The sequence below is a fragment of the Pseudomonas sp. 10S4 genome, from assembly GCF_034344865.1.
In the GTDB taxonomy this organism is placed as follows: domain Bacteria; phylum Pseudomonadota; class Gammaproteobacteria; order Pseudomonadales; family Pseudomonadaceae; genus Aquipseudomonas.
Map to the genome: position 1 here is coordinate 6761514 of NZ_CP133774.1, position 22296 is coordinate 6783809.

The 22296-nt window shown below is 59.7% G+C and carries 20 protein-coding genes and 3 pseudogenes; 16 read left to right on the forward strand and 7 right to left on the reverse strand.

Going from position 1 to position 22296, the window contains the following annotated elements; all coding sequences use genetic code 11:
- Position 1: 1 nt before the first annotated feature.
- On the reverse strand, positions 2–307 hold the full coding sequence (locus tag RHM58_RS31690) for a PepSY domain-containing protein (RefSeq protein ID WP_201204833.1): 306 nt from the start codon (positions 305–307) through the stop codon (positions 2–4).
- Positions 307–615: a PepSY domain-containing protein gene (locus RHM58_RS31695; RefSeq protein WP_201204835.1), complete on the reverse strand. Its 309-nt coding sequence runs from the start codon at positions 613–615 to the stop codon at positions 307–309. The genes RHM58_RS31690 and RHM58_RS31695 overlap by 1 nt, the downstream gene beginning before the upstream one ends.
- A 259-nt stretch (positions 616–874) precedes the next feature.
- Between RHM58_RS31695 and RHM58_RS31700 the strand changes: the two genes are divergently transcribed.
- From RHM58_RS31700 to codA, 6 genes and pseudogenes are all read left to right on the forward strand, one after another.
- Positions 875–1954, forward strand: a complete 1080-nt coding sequence (locus RHM58_RS31700) for a patatin-like phospholipase family protein (RefSeq protein ID WP_201205321.1) — start codon at positions 875–877, stop codon at positions 1952–1954.
- A 93-nt stretch (positions 1955–2047) separates the two neighbouring features.
- Positions 2048–2404: a 6-carboxytetrahydropterin synthase QueD gene (queD, locus tag RHM58_RS31705; protein WP_201190933.1), complete on the forward strand. Its 357-nt coding sequence runs from the start codon at positions 2048–2050 to the stop codon at positions 2402–2404.
- 111 nt (positions 2405–2515) lie between these two features.
- The gene (locus tag RHM58_RS31710; protein ID WP_322269146.1) at positions 2516–2968 is read left to right on the forward strand and encodes a GNAT family N-acetyltransferase; all 453 of its coding nucleotides are present in this window, start codon (positions 2516–2518) and stop codon (positions 2966–2968) included.
- A gap of 104 nt (positions 2969–3072) precedes the next feature.
- A complete protein-coding gene (locus RHM58_RS31715) occupies positions 3073–3903 on the forward strand; it encodes an alpha/beta fold hydrolase (RefSeq protein ID WP_322269147.1) in 831 nt (276 codons plus the stop codon).
- 252 nt (positions 3904–4155) lie between these two features.
- Positions 4156–5428: pseudogene (codB, locus tag RHM58_RS31720) on the forward strand (cytosine permease).
- Positions 5429–5441: 13 nt separating this feature from the next.
- Positions 5442–6686 carry a cytosine deaminase gene (gene codA, locus RHM58_RS31725; RefSeq protein ID WP_322269148.1) on the forward strand — a complete coding sequence of 415 codons (1245 nt, stop codon included), beginning with the start codon at positions 5442–5444 and terminating at the stop codon, positions 6684–6686.
- Positions 6687–6796: 110 nt separating this feature from the next.
- Here codA and RHM58_RS31730 read toward each other — a convergent pair whose 3' ends face one another.
- Complete coding sequence (locus tag RHM58_RS31730) at positions 6797–7789, reverse strand: diaminopimelate epimerase (RefSeq protein ID WP_322269149.1); 993 nt, start codon at positions 7787–7789, stop codon at positions 6797–6799.
- Between the two features lie 263 nt (positions 7790–8052).
- Between RHM58_RS31730 and tssI the strand changes: the two are divergent.
- The 5 genes and pseudogenes from tssI (at position 8053) to RHM58_RS31755 (ending at position 13766) form a co-directional block, all read left to right on the forward strand.
- Positions 8053–10412: pseudogene (tssI, locus tag RHM58_RS31735) on the forward strand (type VI secretion system tip protein TssI/VgrG).
- Positions 10413–10429: 17 nt separating this feature from the next.
- On the forward strand, positions 10430–12085 hold the full coding sequence (locus RHM58_RS31740; protein WP_322269150.1) for a hypothetical protein: 1656 nt from the start codon (positions 10430–10432) through the stop codon (positions 12083–12085).
- Between the two features lie 158 nt (positions 12086–12243).
- A complete protein-coding gene (locus RHM58_RS31745; RefSeq protein ID WP_322269151.1) occupies positions 12244–12615 on the forward strand; it encodes a phospholipase D-like domain-containing protein in 372 nt (123 codons plus the stop codon).
- Positions 12596–13507 (forward strand): tetratricopeptide repeat protein, encoded by a 912-nt coding sequence (locus RHM58_RS31750; RefSeq protein WP_322269152.1) that lies wholly within the window; start codon positions 12596–12598, stop codon positions 13505–13507. Before RHM58_RS31745 ends, RHM58_RS31750 begins: the two co-directional genes overlap by 20 nt.
- 43 nt (positions 13508–13550) lie before the next feature.
- Positions 13551–13766 (forward strand): hypothetical protein, encoded by a 216-nt coding sequence (locus RHM58_RS31755; RefSeq protein ID WP_322269153.1) that lies wholly within the window; start codon positions 13551–13553, stop codon positions 13764–13766.
- A 5-nt stretch (positions 13767–13771) separates the two neighbouring features.
- Here RHM58_RS31755 and RHM58_RS31760 read toward each other — a convergent pair whose 3' ends face one another.
- Complete coding sequence (locus RHM58_RS31760) at positions 13772–14548, reverse strand: AraC family transcriptional regulator (protein ID WP_322270932.1); 777 nt, start codon at positions 14546–14548, stop codon at positions 13772–13774.
- A gap of 92 nt (positions 14549–14640) precedes the next feature.
- On the opposite strand from RHM58_RS31760, the gene RHM58_RS31765 reads away from it, so the two are divergent.
- Positions 14641–14892, forward strand: a complete 252-nt coding sequence (locus RHM58_RS31765) for a hypothetical protein (RefSeq protein WP_322269154.1) — start codon at positions 14641–14643, stop codon at positions 14890–14892.
- Between the two features lie 131 nt (positions 14893–15023).
- Positions 15024–16175: an MFS transporter gene (locus RHM58_RS31770; protein WP_322269155.1), complete on the forward strand. Its 1152-nt coding sequence runs from the start codon at positions 15024–15026 to the stop codon at positions 16173–16175.
- A 115-nt stretch (positions 16176–16290) separates the two neighbouring features.
- On the opposite strand, the gene RHM58_RS31775 is transcribed toward RHM58_RS31770, so the two are convergent.
- The 3 genes from RHM58_RS31775 to RHM58_RS31785 form a co-directional block, all read right to left on the reverse strand.
- Positions 16291–18501: a TonB-dependent siderophore receptor gene (locus RHM58_RS31775; RefSeq protein ID WP_322269156.1), complete on the reverse strand. Its 2211-nt coding sequence runs from the start codon at positions 18499–18501 to the stop codon at positions 16291–16293.
- A 309-nt stretch (positions 18502–18810) separates the two neighbouring features.
- Positions 18811–19785, reverse strand: a complete 975-nt coding sequence (locus RHM58_RS31780; protein ID WP_322269157.1) for a FecR family protein — start codon at positions 19783–19785, stop codon at positions 18811–18813.
- Between the two features lie 96 nt (positions 19786–19881).
- Complete coding sequence (locus RHM58_RS31785; RefSeq protein WP_322269158.1) at positions 19882–20454, reverse strand: sigma-70 family RNA polymerase sigma factor; 573 nt, start codon at positions 20452–20454, stop codon at positions 19882–19884.
- Here RHM58_RS31785 and RHM58_RS31790 point away from each other — a divergent pair.
- From RHM58_RS31790 to RHM58_RS34255, 3 genes and pseudogenes are all read left to right on the forward strand, one after another.
- Positions 20439–20657: a hypothetical protein gene (locus tag RHM58_RS31790; RefSeq protein WP_322270939.1), complete on the forward strand. Its 219-nt coding sequence runs from the start codon at positions 20439–20441 to the stop codon at positions 20655–20657. The genes RHM58_RS31785 and RHM58_RS31790 overlap by 16 nt on opposite strands.
- Before the next feature lie 69 nt (positions 20658–20726).
- Positions 20727–21908: an acetyl-CoA C-acyltransferase family protein gene (locus RHM58_RS31795; RefSeq protein ID WP_322269159.1), complete on the forward strand. Its 1182-nt coding sequence runs from the start codon at positions 20727–20729 to the stop codon at positions 21906–21908.
- Between the two features lie 162 nt (positions 21909–22070).
- Positions 22071–22280 (forward strand): annotated as a pseudogene (locus RHM58_RS34255) (aromatic ring-hydroxylating dioxygenase subunit alpha); the annotation flags it as partial.
- Positions 22281–22296: the final 16 nt, after the last annotated feature.

Sequence of the window (22296 nt, forward strand, 5' to 3'; positions counted from 1 at the left end):
ATCAATCTTCCTTGTCTTTCAGTAAACGGCCTGTGGCGGCCTCGATGTCCAGCTCGCGAACCACGCCGTCGGCGGTCAGCAACTCGACTTCATAAATGTAGACGTCGTGTTTTTCTTCCAGCTCGGCTTCCAGCAGTCTGGAACCGGGATAGCGGTCCAGCGCCTGCTGCAGCAGTTGCTCCAGCGGCAGGATCACGCCCTGCTGACGCAAGCGCAGGGCTTCGTCCTGATCCAGGTCGCGGGCCATGACGACCGAGCAAAACGCCAGAAGCAGCAGCGCCATGCATGAAAATGAAAGCACCTTCATTACGTATCCTGATGATCCTTGAGAACCTGCCCGCTGACAGCGTCTAATTCCAGGTCCCACTCAATGCCCTGCGGGTCGCGCAGCTCCACTTGGTAGACATACTTGCCGTACTCTTCTTCCAGCTCGGTTTGGGTGATGGTGGAACCCGGGTGTTTGGTCAGTGCGGTGGCGTTGAGCTTCTCGAAAGACACAATGGTACCAGCGTCGCGCAGCCTCAGGGCTTCGTCGGGACCGAGGTCACGGGCGTGAGCGAGGCTGGCGGTCATGCCGATGATGGATGCGATGGACAGGGCAGTCAGGGTTTTCATGGGTGTCTCCGTATTTTTTTATGTGTTGCCTACGGGGCGCACCTTAGCGGGGTGAACTTAACTGAAACTGAATTGCCATCATTGGTCATGACAACGCGACACCAGTGCCTTGCACAAAACCTGTGGGAGCGGGCTTGCTCGCGAATGCGGTGTGTCAGCCACATAAACACCGACTGATACACCGCATTCGCGAGCAAGCCCGCTCCCACAATGACTGTGCATGTCTATAATTCTTGGCTTGCCCGATATCGAGACCGGTATGACCGCTATCCACATCAAGTTCCCCTCCCTGACCCTCAAGGCCGGCCCGCGGGCCTTTGCACGCATTCGTGAAAACGGGTTGAGCGCCGCCGACGTGGGCACGTTGCCGGGGGCGGCCGGTGGTCCCAAGGCATTGGGGATTCAAGGTCTGGACCTGGCGTTGTTCGGCGAATGGCTACCGGCGGCACCGCGAGAGCGTTCGCTGATCGGTGCCTCGGTGGGTTCCTGGCGGTTCGCCAGCGCCTGTCTGCCAGACGCCGCCGAAGGCATTCGGCGTCTCGGTCAACTGTACACCGAGCAGAATTTCGACAAGGGCGTGACCATGGCGCAGATCAGCCAGAGCTCGCGGCGCATGCTCGATGACCTGTTGGATGGTCGCGATGCCGCGATTCTGGACAACACCCATTACCGACTGAACATCATGGTGGTCAAAAGCCACGGCCTGCTCGCCCACGATCATCGTGGCCGCCTGGGGCTGGGGCTGTCGTCGGTGATCGCCGACAACTTACGGGGTCGCGCGCGGTTGTCGCGGCATTTCGAACGGCTGATCATCCACGACCCGCGCCTCGCACCGCCGGTCAATGCGCTGACTGATTTCCCGTCGCGCTTCGTCGCGCTGAATGCCGGCAACCTGCGCCAGGCTTTGCTCGCGTCGGGCTCGATACCGATGGTCATGGAAGGCGTGCGCGACTTGCCGGGTGCCGGCGCCGGAACCTTCCGCGACGGCGGTCTGCTGGACTATCACCTCGACCTGCCCTACAGCGGCAACGACATCGTGCTTTATCCGCACTTCACTGATCGGGTCATTCCCGGTTGGTTCGACAAGACCCTGCCGTGGCGCCGTGGCTGCTCGTTGCGCTTGCAAGATGTTCTGCTGCTGGCGCCATCGAAGGATTACCTGGCGCGCTTGCCTTACGGCAAACTGCCGGACCGCAATGACTTCAAGCGCTTCATGGGCGATGCCCCGAGCCGGCAGAAATACTGGCGTGCAGCAATGGATGAAAGCCGCCGGATGGGCGATGAGTTCCTGGAGTTGGCCGCCAGCGGTCGCCTTGGCGAGCGCTTGCTGACCCTTTAGTCAGTTAGTCAATGTTTTGCCCAGAGCTCTGGTAAACTCGCCGCCTGCCCACATCGCCGCGGCGATCGCCACCTGACAGAGCTGAAAATCACTGTGGAAATCTTCAAAGAGTTTACTTTCGAATCCGCCCACCGCCTGCCCCACGTGCCGGACGGCCACAAGTGCGGTCGCCTGCACGGTCACTCATTCAAAGTGGCGATCCACTTGAGCGGCGACCTCGATCCGCACACTGGCTGGATCCGCGACTTCTCGGAAATCAAGGCGATCTTCAAGCCGCTCTACGAGCGCCTGGATCACAACTACCTGAACGATATTCCCGGTCTGGAAAACCCGACCAGTGAAGTGCTGGCCAAGTGGATCTGGACTGAGTTGAAGCCACTGCTGCCGGAACTCAGCGCGATTCGCATCCACGAGACGTGCACCAGCGGTTGCATCTATCACGGCGAGTAAAAACAGCTGATTCAGAAGAACCACCGGCGACGGTGGTTTTTTTATGCCTGTCGTTTCACCCTCACGCCGAGTACAGTCATGCCCCATCCTTGGCCCAAAGGAACCCGTCTCATGTCACCGCTTATTCGTCCTGCAACGCTTGAGGACATCGCGCAGATCGAGGCCATCGTCGAGGCGGCTTATTCGCCTTACATCGAGCGCATCGGCCGCAAACCCGCGCCGATGCTGGATGACTACGCCAGCCAGGTGCTGGCCCGGCGCGTTCACGTACTCGCCCACGAACAGACACTCAGCGGCTTTGTGGTGCTGATCGACACCGAAGAATACTTGCTGCTGGACAACATCGCGGTCAGCCCGACGGTCAAGGGCCAAGGCTTTGGTCGCCAATTGCTGGAATTCGCCGAACGCCACGCACTCGAGGCGGGCTACCCGTCGATCCGGCTGTACACCAACGAAGCGATGAGCGAAAACATTGCGCTGTACACCCGCCGAGGGTTCGTCGAAACCCATCGTGTCGAAGAAAACGGCCTGCGCCGGGTTCACATGAGCAAGAAGCTGGGCTGAAGCCCACAGGGGAATGCGTTTCGTCAGTTGCTGCATAAGCCACCTTCAGAGGTGGTTTTTTATGCCTATGCTTTTTGGCTTGTTACCGCCAAGAGGACACTGGCATGGCTGACTGGTCGCTGGCTCAGACCTATCGCTTCAACAGGCACTCCGTTCGATACGCCGTACGGGGTGACGGCCCGCCGTTGGTGTTCGTGCATGGCACGCCCTTCTCCTCTTACGTGTGGCACCGGATCGCGCCGCACTTCATCGCCACTCATCGGGTGTATTACTTTGATCTGTTGGGCTACGGGCAATCCGAACAGCCTGACAGCGACGTGTCTCTCGGCGTGCAAAACGAGCTATTGGCGCAATTGCTCGCGCATTGGGGCCTGGATAGCCCGGACGTGGTGGCCCACGATTTCGGTGGCGCCACGGCCCTGCGCGCCCATCTGCTCAACGGCAAAAACTACCGCAGCCTGACCCTGATCGACCCGGTGGCGCTGACGCCATGGGGTTCGCCGTTTGTGCAGCATGTGCGTCAGCATGAGGCGGCATTCAGCGGGCTGCCTGATTACATCCAGCGAGCCATCGTGCCGACTTACATTCGTGGGGCGATCAAGCGCGAGATTCCCGACCATGAACTGGCGCCGTATGTGCAGCCATGGCTTGGGGAACCGGGGCAAGCGGCGTTCTACCGGCAGATTGCGCAGATGGACGAGCATTACACCCGTGAGGCTGAAGGGCTGTACCCGACGATTCGGTGCCCGGTACAGATTTTGTGGGGTGAGGATGATCAGTGGATTCCCATTGAGCGCGGGCGGGCGTTGCACCGGATGATTCCGGGGGCACGGTTTCAGGCGATTCCAAATGCAGGGCATTTGGTGCAAGAAGATGCGCCGGAAGCGATCGTCGCGGCGCTGCTGCGGTTTTTGCCTCTACACGATTCCCCCTGAGTAAACCGAATCCCCTGTGGGAGCGGGCTTGCTCGCGAAGAGGCTCGCACATTCAACATCAATGTTGACTGACACGCCGCTTTCGCGAGCAAGCCCGCTCCCACATGGGTCTTGTGTTCCGTCAGGCGCACCGCTTTCGCGCCCGCAACGGGCCAATTGCGCAACCTCGTCTATACATAACAACGCCATCCCCCGCTTGGCACGACCACTGCAACCCGCTGCGCGTCTCTCTCATTCAGCAAGGAACGCCACATGACGCAGAACGATCCGGGTAACGATTACCCCCTCAGCGAAGTCCCGATGCACGCCCGCAAAGGCTTCGCCTCCACGGCGATGGTGTTGCTGGGTTTCACCTTTTTCACCGCGACCATGTTTGCCGGCGGCAAGCTCGGCGTGGCGTTCAGTTTCGGCGAGATGATGGCGGTGATTGTCGTCGGCAATCTGTTGCTGGGGATCTACGCCGCCGGCGCTCGGCTACATCGCCTTCAAGAGCGGCCTCAACTCGGCACTGATGGGGCGTTTCTGCTTCGGCGAAGTCGGCAGCAAGCTCAGCGACCTGATTCTCGGGTTCACCCAGATCGGCTGGTACGCCTGGGGTACGGCCACTGCCGCGGTGGTGCTGGGCAAATATTTCGAACTGGACCAAGGCACGGTGCTCGGGCTGATGGTGCTGTTCGGCTTGCTGTTCTGCGCCACGGCCTATGTCGGTTATCGCGGGCTGGAGATTCTGTCGTATATCGCGGTGCCGGCGATGATGTTGCTGCTGATGCTTTCAATGTGGGTCGCCACGCTGAAGGTCGGTGGGCTAGACGGTTTACTCGCCGTGGTGCCGACCGAAACGCTGGACTGGTCGACGGCCATTACGCTGGTGTTCGGCACCTTTGTCAGTGGCGCCACCCAAGCGACGAACTGGACGCGGTTCTCGCGCTCAGCCCGGGTCGCGGTGCTGGCAAGCCTGATCGGTTTCTTCGTTGGCAACGGCTTGATGGTGCTGATCGGCGCCTACGGGGCGATCGTCTATCAGCAACCGGACGTGGTCGAAGTGCTGTTGCTGCAAGGTTTCGCCATGGCGGCGATGGCGATGTTGCTGCTCAATATCTGGAGCACCCAGGACAACACCATCTACAACTTCGCCGTCGCCGGGTGCAATTTGCTGCGCACAGGTCGGCGCAAAACCGTAACCCTGGCCGGCGCGGTGATCGGCACGCTGCTCGCGCTGCTGGGCATGTACGACATGCTGGTGCCTTACCTGATTCTGCTGGGCACCGTGATTCCACCGATTGGCGGGGTGATCATGGCGGACTTTTTCTTCCGTTATCGCGGCCAGTATCCACGGCTGGCCGACGCCCGGCTGCCGGCGTTCAACTGGCCCGGACTGAGCGCTTATGCGGTCGGGACGGTGGCCGCGTTCAGCTCGCCGTGGGTCGCACCGCTGGTAGGCATTGCCGCTGGCGCGCTAACGTATGTGATATTGACCGGCGTGCTGGGTGTCCGCACTGCCGATGCACCACTCCAAGATCTCTAAAAGGATTTGCCTGATGCACATCATCAACGCCCGCCTGCGCAACCAAGAAGGCCTGCATGAATTGCACCTGGAAAACGGCCTGATCAGCAACATCGCCCGTCAGACCGAAGCCCCGACCCTGGGGCCCGGCGACCTCGACGCCGGTGGCAACCTGGTGGTGCCGCCCTTCGTCGAGCCACACATTCACCTCGACGCGACCCTAACCGCCGGCGAGCCGCGCTGGAACATGAGCGGCACGCTGTTCGAAGGCATCGAGTGCTGGGGCGAGCGCAAAGCCACCATCACCCTGGAAGACACCAAGACCCGCGCCAAGAAAACCATCCAGACCCTGGCCGCCCACGGCATCCAGCATGTGCGCACCCACGTCGATGTCACCGACCCGACCTTGACCGCGCTCAAGGCGATGCTCGAAGTGCGTGAGGAAAGCCGTCACCTGATCGACCTGCAAATCGTTGCGTTCCCCCAGGAAGGCATCGAGTCGTACCGCAACGGCCGGGAGCTGATGGAAGAAGCCATCCGCATGGGCGCCGATGTGGTCGGCGGCATTCCGCATTTCGAGTACACCCGGGACCAGGGCGTCAGTTCGGTGAAGTTTCTGATGGACCTGGCCGAGCGCACCGGTTGCCTGGTGGACGTGCATTGCGATGAAACCGACGACCCGCACTCACGCTTCCTCGAAGTGCTGGCCGAAGAAGCCCGCAGTCGCGACATGGGTTCGCGGGTTACCGCCAGCCACACCACGGCGATGGGCTCTTACGACAACGCTTACTGCGCCAAGCTGTTCCGCTTGCTCGGGCATTCGGGGATCAGTTTCGTGTCGTGCCCCACTGAAAGCATTCACCTGCAAGGACGCTTCGACAACTTCCCGAAACGCCGTGGTGTGACCCGAGTGAATGAGTTGCTCGAAGCGGGGATGAACGTGTGTTTCGGTCAGGATTCGATCGTTGACCCGTGGTATCCGCTGGGCAATGGCAACATCCTGCGGGTGCTCGAAGCGGGACTGCACATTTGCCATATGCTCGGTTATCGCAATCTGCAAAGTGCGCTGGACCTGGTGACTGATAACAGTGCCAAGGCCATGGCCCTGGGCGATCGTTATGGACTGGAGGCTGGGCGGCCGGCGAATTTGTTGATTCTGTCAGCGGACAGTGATTACGAGGTTATTCGTAGCCAGGGCTTGCCGCTGTATTCGATTCGCGGGGGTGAGGTGTTGATGAAGCGGCAGATGCCAGTGGTGGAATGGCCACAACAGGTCTGAATTCTCGCTGACTTGGCGGGCCTCTTCGCGGGCAAGCCTCGCTCCTACAGGTCATGTTTTGTACCGAAATCCTGTAGGAGCGAGGCTTGCCCGCGAAGGCAATCTAACAATCACCCCATCAACCGCGCCGTGCCAAACAACCTCACCCGACTCAACTCGCCCTGCTCTTCTTCCAACAAAATCGGCGCCGTCCCGCCGGGCATGACCACTTTCACCGCTCCCGCCTTCACCCAGCCAGCCCGCCAACCCGCGCAAGCCACCGCGCTGGCGCTGGTCCCCGACGACGCCGTCGGCCCTTCCCCGCGCTCAAACACCCGCGCCACGATTCGCCCCTCGGACTCCAACATCGCCCATTGCAGGTTCACTCCCGCCGCACAAGGCTGCCCGGCCCCGGTCGGCATGGCATAAGCAATACGCGTCAGCCCTTCAGACAACCCCGGTTCGCGCATCCGTTCATTGCTCGGCAAGGCATCGGCGTCAGTCACCAACGTCACGCAATGGGGATTGCCGATCCGTACAAACTGGCTCCGGCCCCACGCAGAATTGAGCGCCGATAACGGCTGCACATGGCTGACGTCGCGACCGTTTAGCATCACTTTTTCAACGCCTTGCGCGCCCACCGCCGCTGGTCCAAACAAGGGTTTGCCCAAGTCCAGCCAGAAGCCTTGCACGCCATCGATTTCGGCTGGTTTCACCGACGTTTCCACGGGCGACAACGTATCGGTCTTGTCGTGATGAACCCTGAGCAAGCAGGCTTCCTCGCTCGGCAGCAGCCCTTGCTCACTGAGCGCCTGAGAGAAAATCGTCAGCCCGTTGCCACTGCGCTCGGCCAGTGTGCAGTCGGTGTTGACGATCAACAGGTCAAACGGTGGCGCGGCTTGAAACGGACCAACCAGCAGGCCATCGCAGCGATGCTCTTTGGCACCGATTGGACGTGTACCCTGCGGCCACTCACAAAACCCATCCACGGCTGCGCGACTCCAGAGGTCTCGGGCGAGCGCCGACGCCTGGGCCGTCGCCGGCAAATGGATGCCCGCGCTGCGCACCGACTCGGGCGCAACCACTGCATAAATATTGCCCCGAGCGTCGTAGAACTGCGCCATGAACCTGCCCCGTCAACCCGCTGAAAAATGAAGACCACTGTAGTCGCCCCGACGGTTTCAAGGCAAAAAATGATAGCACTTCGCCAAGAAACATCTTGCATCAAAACTGACGAGCGTAGACGGGCAGCGGCTCTAAGCCTATGTGCGCAACTTCTTGCGCAACTTTTAACCTTTATCATCCAGCGCAATTCTGGATCTCGCACTCTGAGCAGTGCGCGGATCAGCAATTTATGGAGCACCCGCGACACCTCAAGGAGCCAGAGATGTTCAGCCCAGCCAACCAGACCCATTTCAGCCTGACCATCGAAGGGCTTGAGCACGACCTGCAAGTGCTGTCGTTCAGCGGCACCGAAGGCATCAGCCAACCCTATGCCTTCGATGTGGAACTGGTCAGCGAAAACCCTGACCTGGATCTGGAAACCCTGCTGCACAAACAGGCATTTTTGGCGCTGGACACCAACGGCAGCGGCATCCACGGGCAGATCCATCGCATCGCCCAGGGTGACTCCGGAAAACGCCTGACTCGCTACAGCCTGACGATGGTGCCGCAGTTGAGCTACTTGAAGCACCGCATCAACCAGCGCATCTACCAGCAGATGTCGGTGCCAAAAATCATCGCGCTGATCCTCGACGAGCACGGCATCCAGAGCAATGCCTACAGCTTCCAGCTCAGCCAGCCGTGCCCGGACCGCGATTACTGCGTGCAGTACGACGAAACCGACCTGCACTTTATCCAGCGCCTGTGCGAGGAAGAAGGCATTCACTACCACTTCCAGCACAGCGAAAAAGCCCATCTGCTGGTGTTCGGCGACGACCAGACCGTGTTCCCGAAACTCGGCCAGCCAACTGCTTACGTGCAAGGCAGCGGAATGGTTGCGGATGAACCGGTAATCAAAGGCTTCAAAATGCGCCTGGAAACCCGCACCAGCCGCACCACCCGTCGCGACTACGACTTTGAAAAGCCGCGCCTGCAACTCGAAGCCGCCTACAAACCTGAAGGCGAAAGCACCGAGCCGGATCTGGAAGACTACGACTATCCGGGTCGTTTCATTGACCGCGCGCGGGGCAAATTTCTTAGCCAGAGAGCGTTGGAACGTCATCGCGCGGATTATCAACAAGCCGAAGGCTGGGGCGACCAAACCACGCTCAACAGCGGCCACTTCCTGGAAATCTCCGACCACCCGCGCACCGCGTGGAACGACCTCTGGCTGCTCACCGAAATCTTCCACGAAGGCAAACAACCCCAAGTCCTCGAAGAGTCAGTGACCAGCGACACCACCGACAACAAAGATGACTTCCACCAGGGCTACCGCAACCGCTTCCTGGCAACGCCATGGAACGTGTTCTACCGCCCAGCCCTTGAACACCCGAAACCCCGCGTCCTCGGCAGTCAGACCGCCATGGTCACCGGCCCCAAAGGTGAAGAAATCCACTGCGACCAATACGGCCGCATCAAAGTCCAATTCCACTGGGACCGCGAAGGTCTGGCGGACGACAAAACCAGCTGCTGGATGCGCGTCTCAAGCTCCTGGGCCGGCGACCGCTACGGTGCCATCGCCATTCCGCGCATCGGCATGGAAGTGCTGGTGACCTTCCTCGAAGGCGATCCTGACCAGCCACTGGTGACCGGTTGTCTGTACCACAAGGAAAATCAGGTTCCCTACGACCTGCCCGCGAACAAAACCCGCACGGTGTTCAAAACCCTCAGCTCACCGGGGGCGGCGGGTACAACGAACTGCGGATCGAAGACAAGAAAGGCGCGGAACAGATCTACCTCCATGCCCAGCGGGATTGGGATGAAAACATTGAGCATGATCAGAAAATTCGAGTGGGTAACGAACGCCACGACACCGTCGAAAAGAACACCTACACCGAGCTGAAGTCCGAGGAACATCGCACCACGATTGCGGATCGCAAGGTCGAAGTGAAAGCTGACGACCACTTGACCGTCGGCCAGAACCAGCACATCAAACTCGGCACCGCGCAGTTGATGGCCGCAGACAAAGAGATCCACCTCAAGGCCGGGCAAAAGATGGTTATCGAAGCAGGCATGGAACTCACCGTGAAAGCCGGCGGTAGCTTCATCAAGCTGGATGCGGGAGGCATCACCGTAGTGGGGCCGGTTATCAAGCTGAATGCCGGAGGTGCAGCGGGTGTCGGGACCGGAAATGCCGCGCTCCTGCCGCTGGTGCCCCTACCCGCCGCCTCTGACAAGGCCGGTGAAGTCCCTGAGCGTGGCGAGTCGCAACCAGCACCGGAAGTCATTCACAAACTCAGCGCAACCATCAGTGCGGTGCCCGGTCATCCCGGTTACGAAGATGAACCCTATACGCTGTTCGCCGATGGCGCCGTGATTCAGGAAGGCCTGACCGGCGAAGACGGCGTGATCAAGTTTGATCACGTCCCAGGCACCCAGACTTATGCAGTTGAACTGGTGAACGGTCATCGCTTCGAGATTGAGCCTAAGGAAGTCAGCGGCGAAGCAGGCTCACAAAATCAGCAATTGGCGCGCCAGGGGTATCGCGACTACCACGCGCAAGCCGATCAACTTGAGCCTTTGGGCTCAACGGATGATTATCGCGGCGCCGCCCTGAACCCGGCAAACAAGCCGACGAGCCTTTGAGTGCAGGAAGCAATCGAATGACGACTGATTACAGCAAAGAAGTGATCCAGCTGACGCCGAAAGAGCACAAGTCCACCGCCTTGACCATGGACTGGTTTGCGGCCAAAGCGATGTACCCACCGAGAGCCGGCATCAAGGTCACTCCGCTGATCAACGGTGACAAGGCGTTTGGTGCTGTCTACGATGCCATTCAGGCCGCGACAAAGAGTGTCGAAATCATCAGCTGGGGATTCGACCCGGCGATGCGTTTCAAGCCCGGCAGTGATCGAATCGGTGAGCTACTGGATGTTCGAGGTCGCAATGGCGTAAAGACCCGTGTGCTGATCTGGAAGAACCCGCTGGCCAACTTTGTTGAAAACACTATCATTGGCGATGGTCTGGCGGGCTCGGGAGGTACTGCTGCGGGGTCGGGTATGGTTAGAGGGAGCGCAGCGTCTGATAGCTCTGTGGAGGCTCGCCAGCAGCTCGAATATCGTAGAACTGTTAACCAGCATGAATTGGCCAAATTGCGTTCGGGTCAATTGCCTGCTTACGGCACGGGATATCGCTATCAGCAACGCGAAAGTGAGTTGCAGAGCATTCTTGCCGACATCGAAGCACAACTGAACGGCCAAGGTGGCTACAACAAACTCAAAGGATCTGGTGCGCCCAAATATTCCCCCAAAGATGAGGAATACACGCGGGAGTGGTTCAGCCGCATCCACGATGGGCGAATGCAGAACGTCGAGTTTCGTACCCGAGACTTCTCCACGGAAATTCCGCTGAATGCCGCCATACGCGGGCCACAGATGCGCAATGAAAAAGGACGTCTGGCGACCCTTTATCGATTGATGAAAGGGGAAGCACCCGATACCAACTTTGCGCATATGTTGCTGTTGACCCTGTTTGCCAGCCACCACCAGAAGATGGTGTTAGTGGACTATGAAGACACTGCGAACGCGGTTGGCTTCGTCATGGGTCACAACATGCATCGCAATTACTGGGATACCAGCGCGCACCTGTATGACGACAAAGCCGCGCGGCGTAGCCCAGGCTTCGGTCCTTGGCAGGACTTGTCGATGAAAGTGCAAGGTCCTGCTCTGCATGACCTGAACCACAACTTCAGCACCGCTTGGGATCGGGAAACCTTTTGGGTCAAAAAATGGTTTGTCGATGGCCTGCGCGATCAGCGCCAGGCCATCAAGCCGGACAATTTCAAAGCCGCCGGCTCAACCATGGCGCAGATTTGCCGCACACAACCGCAAGAAGGTGCCGAGACCTCTATTCTGGAGCTGTACCACAAGGCTTTAGGCAACGTGCGCAACTACGCCTATTTTGAAAACCAGTATTTCCGCTACCCGCCGTTTGCAAAACAGTTACGTGAACTGGCGGCTGCTTATATCGCAAAGGGTAGAGACAAGGAGTTGTACTTGTTCGTCGTCACCAACAACCCGAACGACAAGGGCTTTTCCAGCACCACCTATGCCACCTTGCAGGAACTGGGGCAGGAGCAACTGATGCCTCAGGCTCAGCGCAGCCTAGTCGAAGAAACGCTCCGAAAGCGCAGCCAGGTGGCGTATCTGGACGCAAATCCACAGAACGATCCCTACGTGCAGCGGGCTCAGCTCAACCGAGCCGAGGTACTGAAGCGCGAGATTACCGAGTTGGAAAAAAAGGCGTCACCCCTGAAGTAGAAGAGCGTCTGGGCGGTCTCAAACCAAAAGATATTCCTGAACTCAGCAAGCCGAAATCGGATGACAGTGAAGATCCAAAACCTTACACCCTCAAGGATTTACCGGGACTCAAGGTCGTCATTGCGACGCTAACGGCGTGTAGCCCCGAGCCGGGCAGCATGTTGTCCGAAGGGGAGCAGGCGTTTTTCCGTGGGATCTACGTACACTCAAAACTGTTGGTGGTGGACGATGTCTTTAGTCTGCTCAGTTCGGCGAATATCAACACCCGCAGTCTGCATACCGACTCTGAATTAGGACTGGCTGCACCGGATGCTGAGCTGGCCAAGCATTGGCGGGAAGAGTTGTGGAAGTTGCATGTAGGTAAGTCGTTTAACGATGACAAGGGGCGCTGTAATGCAACTAAAAACTTCAAAAAATGGAACGATGTGATGGATAAAAACTGGGAAAATAAAAACAAAAATGAGCCATTGATAGCCCATCTAACGCGTTTTTGGGACGTGGAGACGCCTTATGCCAAAGCCATTGACTAAAGCCATCTATTTTTGTGCCCTCATTTTTTCACTTTTGTTGAGCGGAGCTCCGGCCATGGCCTATCCAACCTTTACCTGCGCCTACGAAAAAGACCACAACCCGCCGCTGGATGCGGAAGCTGAACGCTGGTTTCAACAGGCCCGCGCTTTGGAGAAAGTACGAGGAGTCAAAGACTGGAAAACCATCGTCGGGCTCTACGAAAAAGCCATCGCCAAAGATCATTGGAAGGCGATGCACAACCTGGCGGGACTCTATCGCACGGGCTGGCCAGGGCAACCCGGCGTTGAACAAGACACCAGCAAGATGCTCGACCTCTATGAACGCATGGTGAAACTCAAAGTCCCGCTGGGTTATTACAACTGGGCCGTGGTTGCCGAAAATGGACGAGGGGTTTTGAAGTCGGACCGGATGGCCAGTTCTTATATGTTCCAGGCAGCGCAATTAGGCAGTCCATTGGCCCAGGTTCAAATCGGCCAATATTTCGCTTTTGCTCTCCCCAGGGATAAGCAGGACGATGACATGGCTGAGCGCTATTACCGATGTGCGGGCGCTCAGGATAATCCCGACGCCATAGAAAAAACCGCAAGTTTTTATGATACAGCTAGAAAAAACAAACCACGTGCGCTGTTCTATTATCAGCGTGCCGCATCGTTAGGTAGTTCCACTGGGTTTAGCTATCTCAGCGGAGTATTTGAGTCTGAACCTGAACCCATAAATAACTTTGGATATCAGCCAGATCCTAAGCTTCATGAACTGTATGCCAGCCTATGGGAACAAATAGAGGCTAACCCTCAGTTACGCTTCCCCAATCTCATGAAAGACCACCCCCTCCCTCCCCACCCCAAACAAGGCTTTGACGCCGAACACCCGGACCAACGCCCAGAGCTATAGCCGGAATACCCAAGGAAGATTCATTCAATAAAGGAGCAACACCATGCGTAAAACCCTCGCCATTCTCGCCGCCATACTGCTGGCGATTTCCCTCTTCAGCGCATTGATCGGATTAGGTGGTGTAGCCGGCGCGGCGTCTGGAGGAGGACGGGTTTCCGGTGAAGTTGATGTCGCGTTCATGGCCGCCAAGGTGTTGTTTTTCTTGAGCCTGGCCGGTGGGGTCATTGCGATTTGCTGGCCGAAAGCTAACGCCGAGTAAGCCCTTCAAGGCCCGGTGAAATACCGCCCCGGCGTCACCCCAAACGAGCGCCGAAACATCGCAATAAACGCGCTGACATTGTCATACCCCAACTCCAGCGCAATCGTTGTCACAGCCTCCCCCGCCGCCAGCAACTCCAGCGCCCGCAACAATCGCGCGCGTTGGCGCCATTGGCTGAAGGTGAAGCCGGTTTCGCTGACGAAACGCCGGGCCAGGGTTCGTACCGACACACCGCCCCACTGCGCCCATTGCACCAGCGAACGGTTGTCGGCGAGGTCATCGACCAGCGCCTGGGTGATCCGCCGCACTCGCGGATCCTGGGGCAGCGGCAGGCCGAAGGGTTCGGCGGGCAATGCGGCGATTTCGTCGAGGATGAGTTGGGCGATCCGATCCTGGCGCTGATCCCGTGCGCCCCCGTCCCAAGTCGCCGCTCGATCAACGGCCTCTCGCAGCAGACCCGAGGTGGCGATGATGCACGGCTGCTGCGGCAACCCGACACACGCGGCCGCCGCCACATAGACGCTCCAGCCATGGAACGGACCGTGAGAGCGCAAGCCGTGCGGGCAATCCGGTGGAATCCACACCGTATGAGTCGCCGGCACCACCCAATGATGATCCGCCGCGTCCACCGACAACAACCCGCGCCGCGCCCCGAGCAATTGACCGCGGGCATGCTGGTGCAGAGCACTTTGGCGCTCAACCGGGCTGTCCAGCGTAACGGCAAGCACCGATGCAGCGGTGGACGACTGCGCCAGCTCTGTGGATATCAGCGGTTTAACCATTGGCAGTTTCACGTTATCGAATGACCTGGATGAGGCAGTTTAGCCACGAACAACGCTTTAGGCTGGACTCTCATTCAACCGGAGACACCGTTATGCGCGCCGAAGACCTGCTTCCCGACCCTCTCGACCAAGGCCAATTCAACGGCATGACTGTGCGCAAAGGCACGGTCGGGGCTTTTCTGATCAATGCGCGAATGCTGGCCGACCCAGGCGCCAGCGACGAGCAGCGGCGTGTGGCCGAGCAGGACATCGTCGAGGCCTTGCCGGCACTGAGGGCGTTGGGTTTGTTCGAGATCCTGCAAGTGCGTGACCAACACTTGCGCATTTTGTGCGAACGCCACTGACGCTCGCGATGGAGGGTCAGGCTGTGCAAGGATGTCACCCTGCCTGACCGTGAACCGCAGCGGACGCTGATCGAACCTCACTGGTGAGTCACTGTCCCTTGGGTACGCGACGTTTTTTGCCAAGGATCGATATGACCAACCTCAACGCCCAATTCTCATTTGTTCCCGGACGCCTGGAACAGATGTCCACCCGTGTCGCTTTTTTCATCGCCGGTCTCGGCATCGCTGCGTGGGCGCCGCTGGTGCCTTACGCCAAGGCTCGTGCCGGGATGGATGAAGGGACGCTCGGTTTGCTGCTGTTGTGCCTGGGGGTAGGGTCGATCCTGGCGATGCCGATAGCGGGGATGCTGGCCACGCGTTTCGGCTGCCGCCGCGTGGTAAGCGCCGGGGTGTTGCTGATCTGCGCGGCGCTGCCGCTGTTGGCGACGGTGTCGTCGATTCCGGCGTTGATTGCCACGCTGTTCATGTTTGGCGCGGGGTTGGGCACGGTGGACTCGACGGTGAACCTGCAAGCGGTGATCGTCGAGCGGGCCAGCGGCAAGAACATGATGTCGGGTTTCCATGGCCTGTTCAGCCTGGGTGGGATTGTCGGGGCGGCGGGCGTCAGCGCCCTGCTTGGCCTCGGGATTTCGCCATTGGGCGCGACGCTGGTGGTGATCGCGGTGCTGATCGCGGCGTTGCTTAAAGCCGCGCCGCATCTGCTGCCTTACGGCAGTGAAAGCTCCGGCCCGGCGTTTGCAGTGCCTCATGGCATCGTGCTGTTTATCGGCATGATGTGCTTCATCGTGTTCCTCACCGAAGGCGCGGTGCTCGACTGGAGCGCGGTCTTCCTGACCTCCGAGCGCGCAATCGACACGGCGTACGCCGGGCTGGGTTATGCGGCGTTTGCACTGACCATGACCGCCGGGCGGTTGACAGGGGATGCGATTGTCCGGCGTTTGGGCGCGACAAAAGTGATTGTGTTTGGTGGGCTGACGGCTGCGGTGGGCCTGTCGCTGGCGACATTCGCACCGACCTGGGAGGCGGCGCTGGCGGGTTATGCGCTGGTCGGCGCGGGTTGTTCGAACATTGTGCCGGTGCTGTACACCGCAGTGGGCAAACAGACCGTCATGCCGCAAAGCATTGCTGTGCCAGCCATCACCACCCTCGGTTATGCAGGGATACTCGCCGGCCCGGCAGTGATCGGGTTCGTCGCCCATGGCAGCAGTTTGAGCTTTGCCTTTGGGTTGATGGCGGTATTGCTGGTGGCGGTGGCCATTGGCGGGAAAGTGCTGAAGGTCTGAAAAGCATCGCGAGCAGGTTCGCTCCCACAGGGGATCTTTGCCGGGCACAATTTATGTGTACGGCGCAGATCAAAGTAGGAGCAAGGCTTGCCCGCGATGAAGCCGCCGCGGTCTATCAGAACCCGACGCTGGCCTGCACGAAGAACGTGCGCGGTGCCCCGACGTAGATCCCCGAGTTGTTGTCGCTGGAACGGGTGAAGTACTGGTGATCGAACACGTTTTTCACCCCGGCGCCGAGTTTCAGGTTCGACAGTTGCGAGCCGAAGTCATAGCCGCCGCGCACGTTCCAGGTCACGTAACCCGGCATGTCGCCGTACTGCCCGTCAGCGCTGCCGTCGGTGATGTAGTTGCCGGTGAAGCTGCCATCCGCATTCACGCCAGTACCCGGCGAGCGCTGCTTGGACTGGGCGAAACCGTCGATGTTGTAGGTCCAGCGATTCACGTCGTAACGCAAGCCAACCGTGGCCACCTGACGTGAATAGAATGGCAAATCACGGCCCTTGAAGCCCGGAATCTCGCCTTCGTAGGTGGCACGGGTGTAGGTGAAACCGGCGTTGGCAGTCAGGCCGTCGAGCCGTGGGTCGAGCGCGGACAGGTCGTAATGCGCCGACGCTTCAAGGCCTTGGTGCTTGGTCGCGCCAAGGTTGGTCCAGCCCACGTCGTTGCTGATGTATTGCAGTTCGTCATCGAAGTCGATGTAGAACAGCGTCACTTCCCCGCCCCACACGTCATCGTTGTAGCGCGTGCCGAGCTCGTAAGTCTTGGCCTTCTCCGGGTTCAGGCCGTTGGCCGTGCTGTCACCCGAACCACCCTGGCCGAGCTGGAAATATTGCAGGCTGCCGAACGACGTCTCGTAGTTGGCAAACAGCTTCCAGGCGTCGGACAGGTGATACATCACGCTCAGCGCTGGCAGCGGTTCGTTGCTTTCGATGCTGCGGTTTTTCTCCGGAACGCGTTTGCCAGCGGTGTCGAGGACGGCGCGGTCGTGCCAGTCAGTGCTGATGTGTTCGAAGCGAACGCCCGGGGTCACGGTCCAGTTGCCGACGTCGATTTTGTTATCGATGTACACCGAGTTGGCTTCAGTGCCGCCGGTACGGTCCTGGAACACATGGCCGTCGGACGTCGGGGTGATCACCGGTTGGTTGTTCACCAGCGCCACGCGGCTCGACTGCTCGTGCATCGCTTCCTTGAGGTAGCGATAACCGACGCTGACTTCCTGAGTGGTCGGGCCTACATCAAACACATGCGACACCCGCGGCTCGATGCCCAAGGTGTAGTAGGACCGCGGATAAGAGCTGAGGGTTTGCTGATCACGAGCGGCGATGTTGCTGCCACGAAAGCTGTCGGTGTAGTAGGTCAGCACTTCAGCCTGAGTACGGTCGTCGATCTGCCGCGCCCACTTGAACGAGACATCCTTGCGCCGCCCGGTGAAGTTGTCGTAGTCGCGCACGGACTGGAACGGGCTGGCGTCGTACTGCTTCTGCGTCAGGCCGCCGGGCATGTCGGCGCTGGCGTCGTAGTAGTGGAAATTCAGGCTGAAATCGTCAACATCGGTCGGCGCCCAGTGGGTCTTGAGGATCACGTCGTCGATGTCGTTGCCGTTGTTGCTTTCGCGGTAACCGTTGCCGTTCACCCCGGTGTACAACAGCGCGACGCCCATGCCGTTGTCCGCTGTACCACCGACAAACGCGGTGTCAACGTGCTTCCAGCCACCGTGCTCGGAGGTTTCGAGGGTGGTGCCGATTTCACCGGTGGCTTTCTCCGGGATCGCGCGGGTGACAAAGTTGATTACGCCGCCGACGTTCTGCGGCCCGTAACGTACGGAACCAGCGCCGCGCACTACGTCGATGCTGTCGAGGTTGCCGGCGGAAATCGGTGCCATCGACAGTTGCGGCTGGCCATACGGGGCGAACGCGGCCGGTACGCCATCGATCAACACCGTGGAGCGCGGCGACAAGCGCGAGGTCAGGCCACGCACGCCGACGTTCAGGGCGATATCGCTGCCGCCGGTGCCGTTGGCATCTTGCACTTGCACACCCGGCACGCGACGCAGCACGTCGCCGACATTCATGGCGCCCTGCTCGACCATCGCTTCGCGGCGGATCACGGTCCGGGCGCCAGGGTGGTTCTGCACCACGGCGGCATCGGCGTCACCGAGCCAGTCGCCAACCACTTTGATGTCGGTCACGCCCAGTTCCAGCGGTCCGTTGGTGGCGGCAGTTGGCGCTGGTGTCAGGGTCACCGAGCCTTCATCAATCTGATATTCCAGACCGCTGCCTTGCAGCAATTGGCGCAGGGCCTGTTCCGGGGACAGGTTGCCGTCCACCGCCGGGGCCTGTTTGCCGGCGACCAGTGCCGGGCTGAAAAAACCTGCAACGACGTTTGCTGGCCCAACTGGCTCAAGGCCTGATCCAGCGGCTGCGCCTGAATATGGATGGCGTCGGCGGCGAACGCCTGAGGCAGCGCGGCACTGACGGCCAACGCGAGGGCGAGTCGCAGCCAAGTGGATTTTTTGTTGTTAGCGGTGGTTTTCTTCACGTCGAACAATGTCCTGTGGATCGCAAGAGTATGCGTCTGTTAATGCAAACCAGTTGCAGTTGGACAAGAAGACGAAGAACTCGAAAAAAACCTGAATCTATCGCGAAATTATTTCCTGACTGCCGTCAGACAACGTGCGCACCGCCACCGGCAAGATGCTCGGCAAGGCCTTGAGCAACGCGTCGGTGTTGTCGGATTTGAACACGCTGGTCAGGCGCAGATTGCCCACTTTGTCGTTGCCAACCGTCAGCGGCTTCTCGCGATAGCGGGACACTTCGGCAGCGACTTCAGCCAGGCTGGCGTTGTTGAACACCAGTTTGCCGCTGCGCCAGGCCGTCAGTTCGTGCGGGTTGACCGCGTAGGCGGCGGCCACCTTGCCCTGGGCATCAATGTGCGTGCCGAGGCCGGCGGTGAGGCTGATGAAATCGGCGCCCTGCCCTTGAACCTTGACCGTGCCCTGCTCCACCGCGACCCTGGTTTGCGTCAGGTCCCGGCGCACATCGAACCGGGTGCCGGTGACCGTGACCTGGCCATTGCCGGTCTCGACCACAAACGGTCGACGGGTGTCGTGCTCAACGCTGAACATCGCCTCGCCTTCCTTCAGCTCGATGCCGCGACGATCCTTTTCAAACCGCACCTGCACCCGGCTGCGGCTGTTCAGGTCGATGATCGAACCGTCCGGCAACGCTACATGCTGACGCTCGCCCAGGGCCGTGGAAAATTCAGCGGTATAGGTCGCCGGGTGATTCAAGCCGCTGAACAAGCCCAAGCCGAGCGCCACCGTCAACACGCTGGCGGCCACCGCGTAACGCCCCAGTGGACGACGCTTGCGCCGCTGCGGCGGGGTTTCGCACAAGGCTTGCAGGCGTTTGGCGGGCAACAGATCGGCCGCCGTCCACAGGCCCTGAAGCAATTGAAACTCATCGACATGCTGAGGGTGTTCAGCCAGCCAGGCCTCAAAGCGTCGATGTTCCAAGGCGTCCACGGCAGGCTCCTGCAAACGCACAAACCACCGTGCCGCCTCGTCGCGAACCGCTGTTTGCCCGCACGCACAATCACGAGTATCCATCATGGAAATTCCTGTTTGGCCGGGGTTGGAAATAGGACGTCACGACACGTCTCCCTGTGGAGCTGCCGAAGGCTGCGATCTTTCCCGGGGCACCGCGAATCATGACTGCGCCCCATCCAGGCGATCGCGCAGATGCCGCAGGGTGCGGATCATATACTTTTCCACCATGTTCTTGGACAGCCCCAACCGCTCGGCGATTTCCGCCTGGGTCAGGCCTTCGATCTTCTGCCAGACAAACACCTTGCGGCAGTTGATCGGCAACTCCGTCAGGGCCTGTTCGATGGAATCCGCCAACTGGATCGCATGCATGAAATGCTCCGGGTCGCCGGACGACGACACACTGTGATCAACCGCCTCGGATTCCATGGCGCCCCGCCGATCCTCACGCCGATAGCCATCCACCGCAATGTTGCGCGCGGTCTGGTGCAAATACGCCCGAGGCTGCTCCACCGCCGCCGAATCGGACTCAAGCACCCGCACGAAGGTGTCATGGGCCAGATCCTCGGCCTGCTGACGATTTCTCAGGCACGGGTCCAGGTGCCGATCAACTCTTCGTAATGCTCGAAAAAGCCGTGGGTACGAGGCAGCTTGGGGGTCATTGCAGTGTGCTGTGGGGAGGAGGCGCGAATAGTAATGCTTCCTATTAACTCGAAGCAATGTATTCCACTTCACCGGCTGTTTTCGATGAAGCTCTGGGCGTTGTGCGGCACAACATGGCAAAAAGCAGCAGTTTCGTTGACTCGTTTCGTCATAGATCAACGCTGTTCGGGCGCTTAGAGTGCCCACGCATCGACAAGCTCGATGCGCTGGACAACCACATGAACACGCAGCGGGCCGACCTGCTGCTGGCTCTGCCCCGCAATTCCCTGCCATGAAACACAAGCGGCGTTGACCGCCCTGTTCAATCGCAGTGCAGAAAAGAACTCACCAATAGGAAAGACGTGATGAACACTCCAGAAGTTTTTGTTGTCAGCGCCGCACGCACGGCCATCGGGACCTTCGGTGGTTCGCTCAAGGACGTCCCACTGGCCGATCTGGCGACCACGGCGGTCAAGGCAGCCTTGCAACGCTCCGGTGTGGACCCGGCGCAGATCGGTCATCTGGTGATGGGCAACGTGATCCCGACCGAAACCCGCGATGCGTACATTTCCAGGGTCGCGGCGATGAACGCCGGCCTTGCGAAAGAGACGCCCGCTTACAACGTCAATCGCCTCTGCGGCTCCGGCCTGCAAGCCATTATCAGTGCGGCCCAGACCTTGTTGCTGGGCGACGCCGAAATCGCCATCGGCGCCGGTGCCGAGTCCATGAGCCGCGGACCGTACCTGATGCCTTCCGCACGCTGGGGCGCACGCATGGGCAACGTCCAGGCCATCGACTACATGCTCGGCATCCTGCATGACCCGTTCCACGGTATCCACATGGGCATCACCGCCGAGAACGTCGCCGAGCGCAACGGCATTACCCGCCAGATGCAGGACGCGCTCGCACTGGAAGATCAAAAACGCGCGGCGTTCGCGATTGCCAATGGCTACTTCAGCGAGCAAATCGCCGCCGTCGAAGTTCGTGATCGCAAGGAAACCAGGCTGTTTAGCGTCGACGAGCATCCTCGCACTACCTCCCTCGAACAGCTGTCGCAGATGAAGCCCGCGTTCAAGAAGGACGGCTCGGTGACTGCCGGCAATGCTTCAGGCCTGAACGATGGTGCCGCTGCGCTGGTCATGGCCACCGGCAGCGCGGTGCGAGCCAACAACCTGCGGCCTCTGGCGCGCCTGGTCAGCTATGCCCACGCAGGTGTTGAACCGGAGCTGATGGGCCTGGGACCGATTCCAGCCACGCGCCTGGCACTCAAACGCGCGGGTTTGACCGTGGCGGATCTGGACGTGATCGAGGCAAACATCGCCTTCGCCGCTCAAGCGTGTGCGGTCAGTCAGGAACTGGAACTGGACCCGGCCAAAGTCAACCCGAACGGCTCGGGCATTTCCCTCGGGCACCCGGTAGGCGCGACAGGGGCAATCATTGCGACCAAAGCCATCCATGAACTTCACCGCATCAACGGCCGTTACGCACTGGTGACCATGTGCATTGGTGGCGGTCAGGGAATTGCGGCGATATTCGAACGGGTTTAAATCATTGAGCGATGCCCGGTGGATCACCGGGCATCGTGGCTGCTTGATGATTTCCTTCGGCAACTGGTCGCAATCCATCAATCCCCACCCTCCCTCGCCCCCTAAATTAGCTCCCAGGACAAGCCGCCGTGCCGTGCGGCCAGCCACTGTGGAGAGCGTCCCATGCAAAATTTCCAGACCCGCAAACAGCAAAGCCCCGTAGAGGGTTGGGATCATCAGGACCCGGAAGAAGCCTTCACGCTGCCCTCGCGTTATTTTTTCGACGAGACGCTGTTCAAGGCTGAGCGCGACAACATTTTCATGCACGCCTGGCACGTGGCCGGGCATGTCAGCGAATTCGCCGAGCCGGGTCAGTATGTGGTGAAGAGGCTTTCTGTGGCGAGGGAGC

Coding starts and splice junctions, on each gene's coding strand:
- RHM58_RS31710 (WP_322269146.1), top strand. CDS start 2,516: ATGTCACCGCTTATTCGTCCTGCAACGCTTGAGGACATCGCGCAGATC.
- RHM58_RS31780 (WP_322269157.1), bottom strand. CDS start 19,785: ATGATGGATACTCGTGATTGTGCGTGCGGGCAAACAGCGGTTCGCGAC.
- RHM58_RS31770 (WP_322269155.1), top strand. CDS start 15,024: ATGACCAACCTCAACGCCCAATTCTCATTTGTTCCCGGACGCCTGGAA.
- RHM58_RS31745 (WP_322269151.1), top strand. CDS start 12,244: ATGTTGTCCGAAGGGGAGCAGGCGTTTTTCCGTGGGATCTACGTACAC.
- RHM58_RS31700 (WP_201205321.1), top strand. CDS start 875: ATGACCGCTATCCACATCAAGTTCCCCTCCCTGACCCTCAAGGCCGGC.
- RHM58_RS31795 (WP_322269159.1), top strand. CDS start 20,727: ATGAACACTCCAGAAGTTTTTGTTGTCAGCGCCGCACGCACGGCCATC.
- RHM58_RS31750 (WP_322269152.1), top strand. CDS start 12,596: ATGCCAAAGCCATTGACTAAAGCCATCTATTTTTGTGCCCTCATTTTT.
- RHM58_RS31730 (WP_322269149.1), bottom strand. CDS start 7,789: ATGGCGCAGTTCTACGACGCTCGGGGCAATATTTATGCAGTGGTTGCG.
- RHM58_RS31695 (WP_201204835.1), bottom strand. CDS start 615: ATGAAAACCCTGACTGCCCTGTCCATCGCATCCATCATCGGCATGACC.
- RHM58_RS31765 (WP_322269154.1), top strand. CDS start 14,641: ATGCGCGCCGAAGACCTGCTTCCCGACCCTCTCGACCAAGGCCAATTC.
- RHM58_RS31790 (WP_322270939.1), top strand. CDS start 20,439: ATGTATTCCACTTCACCGGCTGTTTTCGATGAAGCTCTGGGCGTTGTG.
- RHM58_RS31760 (WP_322270932.1), bottom strand. CDS start 14,548: ATGGTTAAACCGCTGATATCCACAGAGCTGGCGCAGTCGTCCACCGCT.
- RHM58_RS31755 (WP_322269153.1), top strand. CDS start 13,551: ATGCGTAAAACCCTCGCCATTCTCGCCGCCATACTGCTGGCGATTTCC.
- RHM58_RS31740 (WP_322269150.1), top strand. CDS start 10,430: ATGACGACTGATTACAGCAAAGAAGTGATCCAGCTGACGCCGAAAGAG.
- RHM58_RS31690 (WP_201204833.1), bottom strand. CDS start 307: ATGAAGGTGCTTTCATTTTCATGCATGGCGCTGCTGCTTCTGGCGTTT.
- codA (WP_322269148.1), top strand. CDS start 5,442: ATGCACATCATCAACGCCCGCCTGCGCAACCAAGAAGGCCTGCATGAA.
- RHM58_RS31715 (WP_322269147.1), top strand. CDS start 3,073: ATGGCTGACTGGTCGCTGGCTCAGACCTATCGCTTCAACAGGCACTCC.